Below are 14,586 nucleotides of genomic sequence, written 5' to 3'. Positions count from 1 at the left end.
CCGTCCTGCGGGCGTGGCGGGCGGCGAGGCATGCGTGTGGAACCGGCGGGGGCGGGCTTATCGTATGGATCACAGCGATAGGTCCGTGAAAGGAGCGGGATGCCGGACATACGCCCGCTCCGCCCCGCCGATCCCGTACGCATCGGCGACCACCGGCTCGTCGGCGTGCTCGGCTCCGGCGGGCAGGGCACCGTCTATCGCGGCGTCGACGGCGCGGGCCGCGAGGTCGCCGTCAAGCTGCTGCACAGCCACCTCGCCCAGGACGGCGACGTCATGCGGGGGTTCCTGCGCGAGGTGGAGGCGGCGCGGCGGGTCGCCGCGTTCTGCACGGCGGCGGTGCTGGACGTCGGGATGCTGGACGATCGGCCGTACATCGTCAGCGAGTACGTCCCCGGCGACACGCTCCTCGCGGTCGTCCGCGCCTCGGGACCGCGCACCGGCGGGGCGTTACACCGGCTGGCGACCTCCACCCTGACCGCGCTGACCGCCATCCACCAGGCGGGGATCGTGCACCGGGACTTCAAGCCGGGCAACGTCCTCATGGGGCCGGACGGGCCGGTCGTCATCGACTTCGGCATCGCCAGGGCACTCGACGCGACCACCGCGACGTCGGGCGCGGTGGGGACGCCGGCGTACATGTCGCCCGAGCAGTTCCGCGGGGAGCGGGTGGGGCCCGCGTCGGACGTGTTCAGCTGGGCGGGCACGATGGTCTTCGCCGCCACCGGCCGCCCGCCGTTCCGCGGCGAGGCCCTGCCCGTGATCATGAACGGGATCCTGAGCGGCGACCCCGACCTGACCGGAGTGCCGTCGCCTCTGCACGACCTCATCGCGTCCTGCCTCGTCAAGGACCCTGCCGCCCGGCCCTCCCCCACCGACCTCCTGAGCATCCTGATCCGCCCGGCCCCCGCCGCGGACGCCACTCCGCCGCCTGTGCACGCAGCCGGGGGTGCGGACGTTCCCGATCGGGGCCGCAAGGTCGGCCGGCGGGTGCTCATCGGCGGGGTGGTGGCGGCGGCTCTCGGTGGGTCGGCGCTCCTGGTGCTGCGGCCGGACGACGGGCTCGCGGGGCGGACGGACGGCGGGATGCCGGCGAGTCCGGCCGTGGACGGGCGTGGCAGCGGGACGCCGGCCGCGACGCCGTCCGCGACGCCGTCCCCCGGCACCTCGTCGAGCGCTTCCTCCGGGAGCGCGGAGCCGTTCGGGACAGAGGCCGCCGAGCCGGCGGCGCTGCCGCGCGGCAGCGCGGGGGATCCGACGGCGCTGGCCGCGTCGGGGAGCACGGTGGTGTGCGGCACCGCCAAGGGAGTCCTGTTCGGCTGGGACATGCGCGCGCCGGCCACGCGCCTGGGTGACGGCGGCGAGGGGGTGACGTCGGTGGCGGCGGGCACCCTGGACGGCCGGACGGTCGTGGTGTCCGGGCACGAGGACGGCCGGATGCGTCTCTGGGACGCCTCCGGGAAACGGCTCGCCGGCCACCGGGCCGAGGACCGGATCCGCGGGGTCACCGTGGCGGGCCGCGCGGTCGCGGTGTCGGAGAAGTATGACCTCGTCCGGGATCTGCACAGCCTGGTCCGTCTCTGGGACGTCGCCACCGGCGAGCAGGTCGGCCCCGGCCTCTCCGACCACTACCAGGGCATGAAGGCCCTGACGTTCGGCCGCCTGGACGGCGATGACCTCCTGGTGACGGGCGACGGCGCCAACCGGGTGCGGCTGTGGCGGCTGTCGTCGGGGACGCTGATGCACTCGTTCACGACGGGCGAGGTCGGCGGCATCGAGCTGGTGGCGTGCGGGGAGCTCAAGGGCGAGCCGGTGCTGGTCTCCACGCATCTGGACGCCACCCTGCGCGTGTACGACCTGGCGACCGGCGAACGCAGGAAGAGGTGGGCCTTCAGCTCCTGGAGCCCGGACGACCGGGGCGTGACGGCACTGACCGCGGGCCTGTGGGGTGACACGCCGATCGCGGTGGCGGCGCACGCGCCCAGCGGCAAGGTGACCGTCCGGGTCTGGAACCTGAACGACGGCGAGGTCATCGGCGTCCTCGGTCTCCGTGACGAGAGGGCGATCTACCACGTGGCGATCGCCGAGCTGGACGGCCGGCCCGTCGTCGCCGGGTCGGACGAGCGGGGCGCTCTGCACGTCTGGAGCCTGGGGCCGTCCTGAGCAGGGGCGGGGTCACCGGTCGGAGGTGGCGGTGCGGCCGTCCCGGAGGGCGTCCACGTGGCGCATGATCGGCGTGGCCGTGATGCCGTGCAGCACCACCGAGACGACGACGGTGAAGCCGGTCACCGCCCACAGTTCCTCCGCCGGTACGCCGAAGTCCGCCACGCCCAGCGCGTACGCCAGGTAGAACAGCGACCCGACCCCCCGGATGCCGAAGAACGAGATGGCAAGCCGTTCCCGGGGCCCGGCGCGGCCGCCCCACTGGCTCAGCCAGCCCGCCAGCGGGCGGATCACCAGCAGGAGCAGCAGGCCGACGGCGGCGCCGCGCCAGGTGAGCGCCGCGAGGCCGCCGGCGGCGACGAAGCCCCCGAGCAGGAGCAGCAGCCAGGCGGTGAACAGCCGCTCGAGCTGCTCGACGAACCCGTGCAGCACGTTGTTGTAGCCGTGCCCGTGCTCGGCGCTCCTGATGGCGCAGGCGGTGACGAACACGGCGATGAAGCCGTACCCGTGGACGAGCTCCGTCACCCCGTACGCCAGGAAGGTGGCCGCGAGGGCGACGAACCCGTCGCGGCGCTCCGACAGGGGCGGCCCGCCCGCCGCGCCGCGGAAGAACAGCCGGCCGAGCAGGTACCCGATCAGCAGGCCCGCCGCCAGCCCCGCGGCGGTGCGGTAGAGGACGTCGGTCAGTGCCCACTCCCCCAGCCAGCCCGCGCCGGTGGACACGGCGACGGCGATGGCGGCGTACACGATGGGAAAGGCCAGCCCGTCGTTCAGCCCCGCCTCCGAGGTGAGGGCGAAGCGGACCTCGTCGTCGGCGTTCTCGGCGTCCACGGGCTCGCCGACGCTCACGTCGGAGGCGAGCACCGGGTCGGTGGGCGCGAGCACGGCCCCGAGCAGCAGCGCCGCCGCGAGCGGCCAGCCGGGCAGCGCGACGGCGGCCGCGGCCACCATGACCACGGTGATCGGCATGGCGAGGCCGAGCAGCCGCCAGGTCGTGGACCAGCCGCGCGGGCCGGTCCGCCGGTTGATGGCCAGGCCCGCGCCCATGAGGGAGATGACCACGCACAGCTCGGTGATGTGCTCCAGCACCGTTCGGTGGGTGATCGGGTCGGGCTCGGGCAGCCCGATGGGCAGCGCGAACAGCAGCACGCCCGCCACCAGGTAGACCAGTGGCAGCGACACGGGGCGGCGTGCCAGCAGGTCGGGGAGGATGGCGGCGAGCAGCGCGGCGGCACCGCCGAGCGCCAGCATGAGGTCGAGGGTGGACATCACCCCGGTCACTGCCCGGAAGATCACTCTTTATCACCACTTGCCCGTCTTCTTCCACCTGAGGGAAAGGGGGGTGCGCCTGGGCCGGGGTTGCGGATGTGCGGTGGTATGTGATGTGGTGCCGCCGATTCCAGCATCCGAGTTCGGGAGGCCGTGCGGTGCCGTTCATCGTCGATCTGAGCAGCGGGAACATCGAGAGGGAAGAGCGGACGGCGGAGAAGGGGCACTACGGCGGGTCCGTACTGGGGTTGCGGTTGCTCGGTGAGCGGACGGCGCCTGGGCTCGATCCGTACGATCCGCGCGCGCTGCTGTACGTCGCGGCCGGGATGCTCGGCGGGACGCACGCGCCTGGGCTGGCCAAGGCGGTGTTCCTGGCCAAGTCGCCGCTGACCGGGGTGGCCGGGGAGGCGCACGCGCTGGGGCCGTTCGCGGCGGGGATGCGGGCCGCCGGGGCCAAGGCTGTAGCGGTGACGGGGCGGGCCGAGCGGTTGTCGTACCTGCTGATCCAGGGCGGCGAGGTGAGCGTGCGTGAGTGCGGTGAGCTGAGCGGGCTGGAGGTGGCGGCCGCCACCGACGTGCTGCGGGAGCGGCACGGCGAGGATGCGCACGTGGCGGCGATCGGGCCGGCGGGTGAGAATCTCGTCCGGTACGCCAGCGTCGTCACCGACTACGCCTTCGCCGCCGGGCGTTACGGGCTGGGTGCGGTGTTCGGGGCCAAGAATCTGAAGGCCATCGTGTGCGTGGCGTCGGGTGCGCCGGCCGAGGTGGCCGATCCTGGGACTGTCGCGGCGCTCGATGCCGGCTACCGGGGTGCGCTCGCCACCAATCCGCTCGCCGCGCTGCAGGCCGGCGTGCCGGGGTTCGCCGGGTGGGTCGGGGACACGCTCGCCCCCGGGTACGCCTCCGTCCGCAACTTCTCCGTGCCCGGGCCGCCGAAGCTGCGGGTCCCGGTCGAGGAGGACTACGACGGGCGGGCGGTGGCCACGTCCGGAGCCTGTCCCGGTTGCCCGAACGACTGTCTCAAGGTGTACGCCGGGCGGACGGGTGGGCTGGGGCAGGAGGCGTTCCTGTCGCTGGGGTGGAATCTCGGCATCGACGACCTCGGCGCCGTGCTCGCCGCCAACGCCCGCTGCAACGACCTCGGCCTCGACCAGGTCTCGCTCGGCGGCACGCTGGCCTTCGCGATGGAGTGCGCGGGGCACGGGCTGCTGCCGGGCGGGCCGGCGTTCGGGGACGCGGCGGCGCTGCCAGAGCTGATCGAGGACGTCGCCACCCGGTCGGGCCCGCTCGGCGACCTGCTGGCGGAGGGGTCCGCCAGGGCGGCGCGGCGCCTGGGGTCTGAGGCGCGGACGTACGCGATGACGGCCAAGGGCGCCGAGCTGCCGTGCTTCGACCCGCGCCCGCAGCCCGGCATCGGCCTCGGGTACGCCCTCGCGCCCGGCGGCCCCCGCTACGACGCCCTGGAGCACGACCTCGACTTCGACCCGGTCGCCGGGCTCGGCTACAGCTTCCCCGAGGCCGCCAGGGTCGGCGCCGCCCCCGCCCCGGCCGGTGAGCTGAACGAGGAGCGCGGCCGGCGCAGCGCCCGCCTGCTACGCCTGTGGAGCGGCCTGGACGCGCTCAACCTGTGCGTCTTCGCCTCCACCCCGACCCGCCCGCTCACCATCGACCGCCTGACCACGCTGGTGACGGCCGTGCTCGGGGAGCCGTTCACGCTGGACGACCTGCTGGCGGCCGGCCAGGCCCGCCTGGACGGGATGCGCGCCTACGCCCTGCGCGAGGCCGCGACATCTGACGGCTTCCCCGATCTGCTGAGCGAGGACCTGCCGGCCCGCCTGCACGACGAGCCGATCACGACCGGCCCCTATGAGGGAGCGGCGCTGGACAGGGAGGCGTTCGCACGCGCACGCCGGGCCTTCTACGAGGAGCTGGGCTGGGCTGACGCCTCCTGACAGCACATACGCGCGCCGTGGACCGGGTTCGCGGTGGCGGAGGCTCGGTGCGGGGCGCGAACCCAGACGCGCGGTGAATTATCCCGATAAAAACGATTGAACCGCCTCTTGTTCCGTTCACTGGCTCCTTGTTAGGGTCTGGTCAAACGTTTGACCCGGAAGAGGGAGACGGATGCCTGTCACGATCGACCTGACCGGCCGTACCGCGCTCGTCACCGGCGGCGCGGGCGGTCTCGGGTTCGCCTGCGCCCGTGCCCTGACCGACGCGGGAGCCGACATCGTGCTTTCCGACCTCGAAAGCCCGCGCCTGAGCGAGGCGGCGGCGGAGCTGGGCGCGGCGGCGCGGCCGGCCGACCTCACCGACCGCGCCCAGGCCACGGCCCTGGTGGACGGGCTCGACCGGCTCGACGTGCTGGTGAACTGCGCCGGCATCATGCGCACCACGCCGCTGCTCGACATCGAGCCCGGCGAGTGGCTGCGCATCGTGGACGTCAACCTCAACGCCACGTTCTGGCTGACGCAGGCGGCCGGGCGGCGGATGGCCGGGCAGGGCGCCGGCTCGATCGTGACGCTGGCCTCGGTGGCCGCCCGCTCGGGCCGGCCGAACGCGGCCCACTACTCGGCGAGCAAGACGGCACTGCTGTCGCTGACCATGTCGGCGGCCGAGGCCCTCGCCCCCGTACGGGTGAACGCGGTCTGCCCCGGCGTCTTCCTCACCCCCATGTGGGAGGAGATCATCAGCGACCGCGACCGCCGCTTCGGCCCAGGGTCCGGGGAGGGCTACCTGAAGGAGGTCGGCGAGCGCTCGCCGCTCAAGCGGGTGGGGCGGCCCGAGGAGGTGGCGGCGGCGGTGTTGTTCCTGGCCAGCGACCTGGCGTCGTTCGTGACCGGCCAGGCGCTCAACGTCGACGGCGGACTGGAGATGAACTGACTTTGACCCCCCGGAGAACCCCGCCGACGACTCCCCAGACGGCCCCTCAGACGGCCCCCCAAACGACGCGGCAGACGTTCAAGCTGCTGCCCGAGCTGTTCGGCGACCCCGCGATGGCCGAGATCTTCTCCGCCGAGCGCACGGTGCTGGCCTGGCTGCGTACGGAGGCGGCGCTGGCCAGGGCGCAGGCGGAGACCGGCGTGATCACTCGGGAGGACGCGGCGGCCATCGCCGCGGCCTGCGTGCCCGCCACGGTGGACCTGCCGCGCCTGTGGTCGGAGGCGGTGAACGTGGGCTACCCGATCCTCCCCCTCGTCAGGATGATCGCGGCGGCGCTGCCCGAAGGGCCGGACGGGCGCGTGCACTACGGCGCGACCACCCAGGACGTCATGGACACCGGCCTGGCCCTGCAGCTCGGCGAGGCGCTCGACCGGCTGGCCGGGCTGCTGCGCCGGTTCGGCGACGCGGTGGCGCGGCTGGTGGAGGAGCACGCGGGCACGGTCATCGCGGCCCGTACGCACGCGCAGCAGGCGGTGCCGACGACGTTCGGGGCGAAGATGGCGGTGCTGCTGGCGGAGGTGACCCGGCAGCGCGAGCGGGTGGCCGCGACCGGGCGGCAGGTGCGGGTGGTGTCGCTGTTCGGCGCGGGCGGCACCTCGGCGGCCATGGGCGAGCGCTCGTCGGACGTCCGCGCGGTCATGGCGCGCGAGCTGGGCCTGCGGACGACCGAGGTGCCGTGGCACGTGGCGAGGGACGGCGTGGCGGAGTTCGGCGTGACGTGCGCGTCGCTGGCGGCGACGGCGGCCCGCTTCGCCCGGGAGGTCGTGGACCTGTCGAGGACCGAGGTGGGCGAGGTGCGGGAGGCGGGCGGCCACCACAGGGGCGCCTCCTCGACGATGCCGCAGAAGGCGAACCCGATCGGCTGCGAGGCCGTGATCGGCATGTCGGGCACGGCGGGCGCGCTCAGCTCTGGCCTGTTCCGCGCGATGGAGGCGGGGCACGAGCGGGCGGCCGGCGAGTGGCAGGTGGAGTGGTACGTGGTGCCGCTGCTGGCCGAGCTGGCCGCGGGCGCGCTGGCCACGGCCGCCGACGTGGTGGCGGGCCTGCGGGTCTATCCGGAGGCGATGCGCGCCAACCTGGACGCGGAGGGCGGCCTGATCATGGCGGAGGCGTACATGATGCGCCTGGCGCCGGCGCTGGGCAGGGAGCGCGCGCACGACCTGGTCTACCGGGCGGCGCACGAGGCGCGCGAGCAGGGCCTGGCCCTGGCCGACGCGCTGCGCGGGACGGCAGGGCCCGGCGATCTGGAGAGCCTGGGCCCGCTGCCCATCCCGCCGGAGTCCTACGTCGGCGACGCCGGGGCGATCTGCGCCGCGGCGCTCAATGCCTGGAGGCAAGCGCCCGCAGGGCAGGCGCCGGAGCGGGCGCCCGAAAGACGAGCGCAGGAGGAGCGAGCATGAGTGAGCGGCGGCTGGCGGACCTGCTGGCCATGTGGCGGATCCGCGCGTTCGAGGAGAAGGTGCGCGACCTGCGGGCGCAGGGCCCGATCGTCGGGTCGGTGCACTTGTGCATCGGGCAGGAGGCGATCCCGGTCGGGGCGTGCGGCGAGCTGGAGGAGCAGGACGCGCTGTTCGCGACCTACCGGGGGCACGGCTGGGCGCTGGCGCGCGGGGTCCCGGCGGAGCCGCTGTTCGCGGAGCTGATGGGCCGGGCGAGCGGGGTCAACGGAGGGCGCGGCGGTTCGGCGTACTTCACGGCCACCGAGTACGGCTTCCACGGCGAGAACTCGATCGTCGGCGCGGGCGCGCCGCTGGCCTGCGGGGCGGCGCTGGCGGGCCGGCACGACGGCTCCGGCCGGGCCGCGGTGAGCGTGTTCGGCGACGGCGCGATGAACCAGGGCGCGGTGCACGAGGCGATGAACTTCGCCGCGGCCTTCAAGCTGCCGGTGGTGTTCGTGTGCGAGAACAACCGTTACTCGGAGCTGACGCCGATCGCCGGCATGGTGGGCGACGCGCGGCTGGCCGGCCGCGCCGCCGCGTACGGGATGCCGGGCCGCCGCGTGGACGGCAACGACGCGGAGGCGGTGCGTTTCCACGTGCGCGACGCGCTGGAGGTGGCCCGCGAGGGCGGCGGGCCGACGCTGCTGGAGTGCATGACCGAGCGGCTGGTGGGTCACTACGTCGGGGACGCCGAGACCTACCGGCAGCCGGGCGAGCTGGACCGGATCAGGCGCGGGGAGCCGATCGCGCGGCTGCGCGCGGGCCTGCTGGCCGACGGCGTGCCTGAGCAGGAGATCGACGCGGTGGAGCGGCGGGCCCGCGAGGAGACGGAGGCCGCGGCGGCGGCCGCGCAGGCGGCGCCGCCCGCCGACCCGGCGACGGCGAGGGAGCATCTCTATGCGTGAGCTGACCTACGGCGAGGCCGTGAACGCGGCCCTGCACCGGGTGATGGAGGAGCTGCCGCAGACGCTGGTCTACGGCGAGGACGTGGCCGTGCCGGGCGGTGTGTTCGGGGTGACGCGGGGGTTGCGCAGGCAGTACGGCGAGCGGGTCTTCGACACCCCGATCAGCGAGTCGGCGATCCTCGGCAGCGCGGTGGGTGCGGCGATGTTCGGCCGCCGCCCGATCGTGGAGATCATGTGGGCCGACTTCTCGCTGGTCGCGCTGGACCAGATCGTCAACCAGGCGGCCAACGTGCGCTACGTCTCGGGCGGCCGGCTGACGGCGCCGCTGACGATCCGCACCCAGCAGGGCAACGCGCCCGGCGCGTGCGCGCAGCACTCGCAGTCGCTGGAGGCGCTGTTCCTGCACGTGCCGGGACTGCGGGTGTGCATGCCGAGCACGCCGCAGGACGCGTACGACCTGCTGGTGACGGCGGTGCACTGCGACGACCCGGTCCTGGTGATCGAGAACCGCACGCTGTACTCCGGCGCCAAGGAGCCGGTCGGGACCGATGGCCCGGTCAAGCCGATGGGCGGGGCGCGCATCCGCCGCGACGGGTCGGACGTGACGATCGTGACCTGGGGTGCGATGACGCACCAGGTGCTGGAGGCGGCCGAGCGGCTGGCCGGCGAGGGTGTCGAGGCGCAGGTGCTGGAGACGCCGTGGCTCAACCCGTTCGACGTCGGCGCGGTGCTCGGCGGCGTCAGGCGGACGGGCCGGCTCGCGGTCGTCCACGAGGCGAACGTCACCGGCGGCTTCGGCGCCGAGGTCGTCGCCCGTGTCACGGAGGCGGGGGCGCCGCTGCTCGCGCCGCCGATCAGGATCGGCACGCCGGACGTGCGCATGCCGGCCGCGCCGGTGCTGGCCGAGTCGCTGGTGCCGGACGCGGCAAGGATCACGGCGGCCGTACGGAACCTGGTCAAGGGCTGAGAGCCCGGTGGCCGGGCGATTGACTTCAGGAGGCGATGCGATGAGGGGCGTCTGGCATTTCTCGTTCACGGTGGCCGATCTCGACAGGTCCGTGGCCTTCTACCGCGACCTGCTCGGCTTCACGCTGGTGCACACGCAGACCCAGGACAACGCCTACACCCGACGGCTGGTCGGCTATCCGGACGCGGTGCTGCGGGTGGCCCAGCTCGCCGTGCCGGGGCAGCCGCGCGGCGTCTCCACGCACGACCTGGAGCTGGTCGAGTACGTACGCCCGCGCGACCCGGCCCGTGACCCGGCCCGTGACCCGGCCCGTGGCCCGGCCCGCCACCTGCCCGGCGCCGCCCACCTGGCGCTCACCGTCGAGGACGCGCGGGCCGAGCACGCCCGGCTGTCGGCGGCCGGGGTGCGCTTCGTCAGCCCGCCCGCCGAGATCACCGCAGGGGTCAACCAGGGCGGTTACGCCTGCTACTTCCTGGACCCGGACGAGATCACGCTGGAACTCGTCCAACCTCCTGCTACCTTGTGACGCTCAAACGATTGATCATGGGAAGGGACGCTGGATGACCGTCATCGACGCCCACCAGCACTTCTGGAACCTGGAGACGGGTTCGTACCCCTGGCTGACGCCGGAGTCGGGGCCGATCTTCCGTACGTTCGAGCCGCCCGAGCTGCTGCCCCAGCTCGCCGAGGCGGGCGTCGACCGCACGGTGCTGGTGCAGGCGATGGACTCCTACGCCGACACCGACGCGATGCTGGCGCAGGCGGACGCGTACGACGTGGTCGGCGCGGTCGTCGGCTGGGTGCCGCTGGCGCGGCCCGATGAGGCGGCCCAGGCGCTGGAGCGGTACCGGCGGCACGCCAAGTTCGCCGGGATCAGGCACCTCATCCACGACGAGCCCGACCCCGACTGGGTGCTCCAGGAGCCCGTGATCGAGGGGTTGCGGCTGCTGGCGGCGGCCGGGCTGCCGTTCGACGTGGTGGCGGTGCTCCCCCGGCATCTGGAGCACGTGCCGGTGCTGGCCGAGCGGGTGCCGGGGCTGCGCATGGTGATCGATCACCTGGCCAAGCCGCCGATCAAGGACAAGGGGTGGGAGCCGTGGGCGTCGCTGCTGGCGCGGGCCGCGCAGTGCCCTGACGTGTACGCGAAGGTGTCGGGGCTGAACACCGCGGCCGACGCCGGGACGTGGACCGGCGAGGACCTGCGGCCGTACGTCGAGCACGCGATCGAGCTGTTCGGCCCCGAGCGGCTGATGTTCGGCAGCGACTGGCCGGTGGCCACGCTGGCGGGCGACTACGCAAAGGTGTGGCGGGAGACGCAGGTCGCGCTGTCGGGCCTGGACGAGGCCGGCCGGGCGCAGGTGCTCGGCGGCACCGCCGCCCGCTGCTACGGGATGGAGGAGCAGTGATCGACGTGTTCGCGCCCATCGCGGCCGCCGCCGACCTGACGATCCCGGCGGAGCACCGCCGGCCGGTCGCGATCGCGGGCGCAGGGGCCATCGTGGACGCCGCCCACCTGCCCGCCTACCGGCAGGCGGGGCTGGAGGTGACCGGGCTGTTCGACCTCGACGCGGGCCGCGCCGCCGAGGTGGCCGCCCGGCACGGCGTGCCGCGCGTGTACGGGACGCTGGAGGAGCTGCTGGCCGACGAGCGGGCCGAGGTCGTGGACATCGCGGTCGCGCCGGGCGCGCAGCCGGGCATCGCGCGGCAGGCGCTGGCGGCCGGCAAGCACCTGCTGTGCCAGAAGCCGTTCGCGCCCGACGTGGCCACCGGCGAGGAGCTGGTGGACCTCGCCGCGGCGGCCGGCCGCAAGATCGCGGTCAACCAGCAGCTCCGCTTCGACGAGGGCATCGCGGCCGCCCGCGCGATGGTGCGGCAGGGCTGGATCGGCGAGCCGACGGCGATGACGTTCACCGTCGACATCTTCACCGACTGGAGCGCGTGGGACTGGCTGGTCACCACCGACCGGCTGGAGATCGTCTACCACTCGATCCACTACCTCGACGCGATCAGGTCCGTCCTGGGCGACCCCGAGCTGGTCTTCTGCACCGGCAGCCGGACGCCGGGCCAGGTCGCCAAGGGCGAGACCCGCACGATGAGCACGCTGGTCTACCCGGGCGAGGTGCGGGCGCTGGTGCACGCCACCCACGAGAACCGCACCGGCGACGGCGAGGCGGCCTTCCGCATCGACGGCACCGAGGGCGCGATCAAGGGCACGCTCGGCCTGCTGTACGACTATCCGCACGGCCGCCCCGACACCCTGGAGGTGAGCAGCCGGGCGCTGCCGACGGACGGGTGGCTGCCGTACCCGGTGACCCGCCGCTGGCTGCCCGACGCGGTGGCCGGGCCGATGGGGTCGCTGCTGCGGGCGGTCGCCGAGGGCGGCGAGCCGGAGACGTCCGGCGCCGACAACCTCGGCACGCTGCGCCTGCTCGACGCGCTCTACCGGTCGATGGACAGCGGCCGGAGCGTACGCCCGGGATCACCGGCATGAAGCGCGCCCGCGTGACGCTCGCCGACGTCGCCGCGATGGCGCGGGTCGACAGGGCGGTCGTCTCGCGCGTCGTCAACAAGGATCCGACGCTCAACATCCGGCAGGAGACGCGCGAGCGGGTGCTGGCCGCGATCGAGGCGCTGGGCTACCGGCCGAACGTGGCGGCGCGCAGCCTGCGTACGTCGCGGGCGCACATGTTCGGGCTGTTCATCCCCGACTTCGCCAACCCCGTCTACGCCGAGATCATCAAGGGCGCCGAGGCGGAGGCCGCCGCGCAGGGCTACGTGCTGGTCACCGGCAGCGCCACGGGGGCCGGCCTGGGCGAGTACATGGACCGCATCGGGCAGGGCCGCATCGACGGGCTGCTGCTGGCCGGCACGGGCGAGGACGCGGACCTGGCCGCGCAGCTCGACCAGGCGGCGATCCCGTGGCTGATGCTCAACAACCGCAGCCAGGGCGTCAAGCGCTATGTCATCCTCGACGACCAGCGGGCCGCCGCGCTCGCCGTCGAGCACCTCGTACGCCTGGGCCACCGCCGCATCGCGCACCTCGCGGGACCGTCGCGCGCCGACACGGCCGCGCGCAGGTCGGCCGGCTACTCGGCGGCGATGCGCGACGCCGGCCTGCCCGAGGGACCGATCACGGCGGCCGACTACACGCCGGCGGGCGGGGCCGCGGCGATGGCCCGGCTGCTGGCCGAGGCGCCCGAGGGCGAGCGGCCGACGGCGGTGTTCGTGGCGAACGTGGCCTCCGCCATCGGGGCGATGGAGGGCGTGCGGGCCGCCGGGCTGGAGATCCCGCGCGACGTGTCCATCGTCGCGGTGCACGATCTCGACCTGGCCAGCTATCTCAACCCGGCGCTCACCACCGTGCGGATGCCGCTGGCCGAGCTGGGCCGGCGCGGCGTGACACTGCTGGGCGGCCTGGACCCGGACGCGACGGTCGCCGAAGTGCTGACCGGCCCCATCGAGCTCATCCACCGCCGCTCCACCGCTCCCCCACCCCACTAGAGATCGATGGGAATGGCGGAGCGCGGCCGGACGCGGGGGCGTCCGGCCGGTTCCTGTGACGCGGCGCGGCTTCCGGCGGCGCTGATGCCAGAGCTTGTGTTAGCGCTAACATCGCGGGTCGAAAGTGGCCCGAACGCTAAGGACGTCAAGGCGCCCCGTCAAGAGCCGAGCCCGCCGGCATTCGCATCGCCCCAGGTCAAAGCCGGGTCGCAGAACCGGCGAACATGTAAGTTTCACACCCGGCCACCCGAGGGTTGACGCTCGCGGAAAAGCGCGCCTACATTGCCTGCGACGCACCCGGCGCAGCGTCCGGCGGAGCGAAGCGGTCACCTTTCCCGATCGAAGGAGGACCCTTGCGCCGCCTGTTCCGTCCCGTCGCCGCCATCGCGGCGGCACTCACGCTCATGGGAGCCGCGTTCGCCTATCCCGGCCCCGGCCGGGTGACCGGCGACGTGGTCGTGCACGACCCCACGATGATCCGCACCTCGTCCAACTACGTGCTCTACTCCACCCACGGCTACCTGGAGGCCCGCACCTCAACCGACCGCATCCACTTCACCAGGTCCGGCTCCGCCTTCCGCACGCCGCCGTCGTGGTGGCGGACGTACTCTTCGGGCAACGACCCGTGGGCGCCCGACATCTCCCAGCAGGGCGGGAGATACCTGATGTACTACGCGGTCTCCAGCTTCGGCTCGAACAACTCGGCGATCGGCCTGGCCACCAGCTCGACCGGCCAGCCCGGCTCGTGGAGCGACCAGGGCATCGTCTACTCCACGACGACGAGCTCCGACCACAACGCCATCGACCCCAACCTGCTCGTGGACGCCTCGGGCCGGTGGTGGCTGAGCTTCGGGTCGTACTGGACGGGCATCAGGATGATCAGGCTCGAACCCTCGACCGGCAAGCGCCACTCCTCCGACCGCACGCTCCACCACCTGGCGACCCGGCCGGACGCGCCGCACGCGGTGGAGGCGCCCGACATCGTCAGGCACGGCAACCATTACTACCTGTTCGCCTCCTACGACCGGTGCTGCGCGGGCCTGGACAGCACGTACAAGATCAAGGTGGGCCGCTCCACCAGCCCCACGGGCCCGTACGTGGACCGCTCAGGCCGCTCGATGCTGAGCGGCGGCGGCACGATGGTGCTGGAGACCCATGACCAGGTCGTCGGCCCCGGCGGGCAGAGCGTCATGTCCGACGCGGACGGCGACCTGCTCGTCTACCACTACTACGACCGCAACGACAACGGCACGCCGAAACTGGGCGTGAATCTCATCGGCTGGGACGCGGCCGGCTGGCCGTACGTGTACTGACCTGCGGTGGGGGGGGGGGGGTGGGGGGCCCCCCCCCCCCGGCGTTCTGGGGGGCCCCCCCCAGCCCCATGGAAAAGCCCGCCACAACG

General features: G+C 73.7%; 12 protein-coding genes. 11 read left to right on the top strand and 1 reads right to left on the bottom strand.

From position 1 onward, the window contains the following. Positions 1-99 precede the first annotated feature (99 nt). Positions 100-2,160 (top strand): serine/threonine-protein kinase, encoded by a 2,061-nt coding sequence (locus AB0K12_RS43125; protein ID WP_364574186.1) that lies wholly within the window; start codon positions 100-102, stop codon positions 2,158-2,160. 12 nt (positions 2,161-2,172) lie between these two features. Here the strand turns inward: AB0K12_RS43125 and AB0K12_RS43120 are convergent, their stop codons facing one another. Continuing rightward, on the bottom strand, positions 2,173-3,456 hold the full coding sequence (locus AB0K12_RS43120; RefSeq protein ID WP_364574184.1) for a cation:proton antiporter: 1,284 nt from the start codon (positions 3,454-3,456) through the stop codon (positions 2,173-2,175). Between the two features lie 131 nt (positions 3,457-3,587). Between AB0K12_RS43120 and AB0K12_RS43115 the strand changes: the two genes are divergently transcribed. The 10 genes from AB0K12_RS43115 to AB0K12_RS43070 all read left to right on the top strand — a co-directional run bounded on the left by AB0K12_RS43115 (position 3,588) and on the right by AB0K12_RS43070 (position 14,497). Next, complete coding sequence (locus tag AB0K12_RS43115; protein WP_364574182.1) at positions 3,588-5,381, top strand: aldehyde ferredoxin oxidoreductase C-terminal domain-containing protein; 1,794 nt, start codon at positions 3,588-3,590, stop codon at positions 5,379-5,381. 172 nt (positions 5,382-5,553) lie between these two features. Further along, the gene (locus AB0K12_RS43110; RefSeq protein ID WP_364574180.1) at positions 5,554-6,312 is read left to right on the top strand and encodes an SDR family NAD(P)-dependent oxidoreductase; all 759 of its coding nucleotides are present in this window, start codon (positions 5,554-5,556) and stop codon (positions 6,310-6,312) included. A 2-nt stretch (positions 6,313-6,314) separates the two neighbouring features. Then, entirely contained in the window at positions 6,315-7,772 is a 1,458-nt protein-coding gene (locus AB0K12_RS43105) for an adenylosuccinate lyase family protein (RefSeq protein WP_364574178.1), read from the top strand. After that, positions 7,769-8,716 (top strand): thiamine pyrophosphate-dependent dehydrogenase E1 component subunit alpha, encoded by a 948-nt coding sequence (locus tag AB0K12_RS43100; RefSeq protein WP_364574176.1) that lies wholly within the window; start codon positions 7,769-7,771, stop codon positions 8,714-8,716. Before AB0K12_RS43105 ends, AB0K12_RS43100 begins: the two co-directional genes overlap by 4 nt. Then, entirely contained in the window at positions 8,709-9,683 is a 975-nt protein-coding gene (locus tag AB0K12_RS43095; protein WP_364574174.1) for a transketolase C-terminal domain-containing protein, read from the top strand. Before AB0K12_RS43100 ends, AB0K12_RS43095 begins: the two co-directional genes overlap by 8 nt. A gap of 40 nt (positions 9,684-9,723) precedes the next feature. Further along, positions 9,724-10,209 (top strand): VOC family protein, encoded by a 486-nt coding sequence (locus AB0K12_RS43090; protein ID WP_364574172.1) that lies wholly within the window; start codon positions 9,724-9,726, stop codon positions 10,207-10,209. Positions 10,210-10,243: 34 nt separating this feature from the next. Beyond that, complete coding sequence (locus tag AB0K12_RS43085; RefSeq protein ID WP_364574170.1) at positions 10,244-11,089, top strand: amidohydrolase family protein; 846 nt, start codon at positions 10,244-10,246, stop codon at positions 11,087-11,089. Continuing rightward, positions 11,086-12,174: a Gfo/Idh/MocA family oxidoreductase gene (locus AB0K12_RS43080; protein ID WP_364574168.1), complete on the top strand. Its 1,089-nt coding sequence runs from the start codon at positions 11,086-11,088 to the stop codon at positions 12,172-12,174. The genes AB0K12_RS43085 and AB0K12_RS43080 overlap by 4 nt, the downstream gene beginning before the upstream one ends. Continuing rightward, positions 12,171-13,184, top strand: coding sequence for a LacI family DNA-binding transcriptional regulator (locus AB0K12_RS43075; RefSeq protein WP_364574166.1), 1,014 nt, complete (start codon positions 12,171-12,173; stop codon positions 13,182-13,184). The genes AB0K12_RS43080 and AB0K12_RS43075 overlap by 4 nt, the downstream gene beginning before the upstream one ends. 353 nt (positions 13,185-13,537) lie before the next feature. Next, the gene (locus AB0K12_RS43070) at positions 13,538-14,497 is read left to right on the top strand and encodes an arabinan endo-1,5-alpha-L-arabinosidase (protein ID WP_364574164.1); all 960 of its coding nucleotides are present in this window, start codon (positions 13,538-13,540) and stop codon (positions 14,495-14,497) included. Positions 14,498-14,586 lie beyond the last annotated feature (89 nt).

Source organism: Nonomuraea sp. NPDC049419, assembly GCF_040676995.1.
Classification (GTDB): Bacteria; Actinomycetota; Actinomycetes; order Streptosporangiales; family Streptosporangiaceae; genus Nonomuraea; species Nonomuraea salmonea.
The sequence above is the reverse complement of the archived record's forward strand: the minus strand, read 5'-3'. Positions and strand labels throughout refer to the sequence as shown.

What these genes read in the sequence shown, in the direction of transcription:
- AB0K12_RS43125 (WP_364574186.1), top strand. Translation starts at nt 100, where the DNA reads ATGCCGGACATACGCCCGCTCCGCCCCGCCGATCCCGTACGCATCGGC.
- AB0K12_RS43090 (WP_364574172.1), top strand. Translation starts at nt 9,724, where the DNA reads ATGAGGGGCGTCTGGCATTTCTCGTTCACGGTGGCCGATCTCGACAGG.
- AB0K12_RS43110 (WP_364574180.1), top strand. Translation starts at nt 5,554, where the DNA reads ATGCCTGTCACGATCGACCTGACCGGCCGTACCGCGCTCGTCACCGGC.
- AB0K12_RS43075 (WP_364574166.1), top strand. Translation starts at nt 12,171, where the DNA reads ATGAAGCGCGCCCGCGTGACGCTCGCCGACGTCGCCGCGATGGCGCGG.
- AB0K12_RS43095 (WP_364574174.1), top strand. Translation starts at nt 8,709, where the DNA reads ATGCGTGAGCTGACCTACGGCGAGGCCGTGAACGCGGCCCTGCACCGG.
- AB0K12_RS43100 (WP_364574176.1), top strand. Translation starts at nt 7,769, where the DNA reads ATGAGTGAGCGGCGGCTGGCGGACCTGCTGGCCATGTGGCGGATCCGC.
- AB0K12_RS43085 (WP_364574170.1), top strand. Translation starts at nt 10,244, where the DNA reads ATGACCGTCATCGACGCCCACCAGCACTTCTGGAACCTGGAGACGGGT.